The sequence below is a fragment of the Halomonas sp. MCCC 1A11062 genome, from assembly GCF_021404355.1.
In the GTDB taxonomy this organism is placed as follows: Bacteria; Pseudomonadota; Gammaproteobacteria; order Pseudomonadales; family Halomonadaceae; genus Halomonas; species Halomonas aerodenitrificans.
Window position 1 is genome coordinate 1 of the sequence record NZ_JABFTW010000054.1, and the last position, 1934, is coordinate 1934.

Below are 1934 nucleotides of genomic sequence, written 5' to 3' on the forward strand. Positions count from 1 at the left end.
TTGGTGCGCCAGGCATGGCGCGCAGCGCCCGACGGGCGCTGTTTCCGAGGGTGGTGCCTCGGAATGACTTGGGGGTGAAAGTCCCCTACGGACCCTGATAGCGGGAACCGTTAGCCGAACAGCAAGGGTGTCCGTCGCGAGACGGAATCTGAAGGAAGTTGGAGGCAAACTCCCGGCCCGACGAACAGAAATCGCATACGAGGCTGTCGCCACCTGGGCGAGAGGGCCAAGAAACTCGAAGCCCAATAGCTATCCGGAAGGGGCGGCAGTAGATGCGGCGGGTGTATGGGAGGAAGGTCGCGCGTCTTACCCTGGGAGGTCTGATGGTCTGCCACAGTGCTACCGGCGTCGAGAGGCGGCGGGATGGGCCATCAGACGTCAGCAGAGGCCATAGTAAGTGCCGATTCACCCCGGCACCAAGGGCCGAACATGAAGAACCGCGAGTAGGCGATGATGTCTCGAGGATCGATCATGAAGACCGAAACTGGCGCTGATACCGCCACCCACCCAGAGGGGCAGGGGCAGTACCCCGCGTCCCGGCCGGGGGGCGTCGAGACGGTCCCGGCGTCGTCATCGTGGACGAAAGCGGAGCTCGCCCCGCTCATGGAGGCCGTGGTAGAGAAGGCCAACATGGCGCGGGCTTACCGCAGGGTGGTCGCCAACAAGGGCGCGCCGGGTGCCGACGGTATGACGGTGCAGCAGCTGGCGGACCACCTGAAACAGCACTGGCCGACGCTGCGCGAGCGGCTGTTGGCCGGTGAGTACCACCCCAGCCCGATCCGAGCCGTCGAGATTCCCAAGCCCAAGGGCGGAACGCGACAGCTCGGCATTCCCACGGTCACCGACCGGCTGATCCAGCAGGCGCTGCTTCAGGTGCTGACGCCGATTTTCGATCCGGATTTCTCCGCATCGAGCTACGGCTACCGCCCTGGGCGCAGTGCCCAGCAGGCCGTCTCGGCGATGAAGGCCCATGTCACCGCCGGCCGCCGCTGGGCGGTCGACCTCGACCTGGAAGCCTTCTTCGACCGGGTGAATCACGACCTGCTGATGGCCCGGGTTGCGCGCCGCGTCCGCGACAAGCGGGTGCTACGCCTGATCCGACGCTATCTGGAAGCCGGGATGTTCCAGGACGGCCTGGCCGCTCCACGCCGGCAGGGCACACCTCAGGGCGGTCCACTGAGTCCGCTACTGGCCAATATCCTGCTGGATGACGTGGACAAGGAACTGGAACGCCGGGGCCACCGCTTCTGCCGCTACGCCGACGACATGCAGGTGTATGTCAGGAGTCGGCGGGCGGGTGAGCGCGTCATGGCCAGCCTGAGTGATTTTCTCGAGAGCTCACTCAGGCTGACGGTCAATCGCGACAAGAGTGCGGTGGACCGACCCTGGAACCGGGGGTGTCTGGGCTACACGCTGACCCGGCACAAGTTGCCGCGGCTGACCATCGCCAAGACCAGCCTGCAGCGCCTGATGCAGCGTGTCCGTGAGATCCTCAAACGCGGCAGAGGGCGCAATATCCGACGCGTCATCGAAGAACTGGTGCCAGTCCTGCGAGGCTGGGCCAGCTACTTTAGCCTCATCGACGTGAAACGCCCGCTGGAAGCGCTGGATCAATGGACACGTCGCCGATTACGCTGTGTGATCTGGCGGCAGTGGAAGCGCCCGACGACCCGGCGCCGGAAGCTTCTGGCGCTAGGCCTGGACGCATACCGTGCCTGGAAATCAGCGGGGAATGGGCGAGGAGCCTGGTGGAATGCGGGTGCCTCGCACATGAATCAGGCCCTGCCGCGGAAGCGGTTCGACGGGCTGGGCCTGATCTCGGTACTCGATACGGTCAAGAGGGCTTAGTCGTTCTTCGTGAACCGCCGTGGTACGGAACCGTATGCCCGGTGGTGTGAGAGGACGGGGGAGGCGACTCCCCCTCCTACTCGATT

At 65.0% G+C, this 1934-nt stretch carries 1 protein-coding gene; it reads left to right on the top strand.

The window, feature by feature from the left end; genetic code table 11:
- Window positions 1-471: 471 nt before the first annotated feature.
- Window positions 472-1848 carry a group II intron reverse transcriptase/maturase gene (gene ltrA / locus HOP58_RS22730; RefSeq protein ID WP_234261908.1) on the top strand — a complete coding sequence of 459 codons (1377 nt, stop codon included), beginning with the start codon at window positions 472-474 and terminating at the stop codon, window positions 1846-1848.
- Window positions 1849-1934 lie beyond the last annotated feature (86 nt).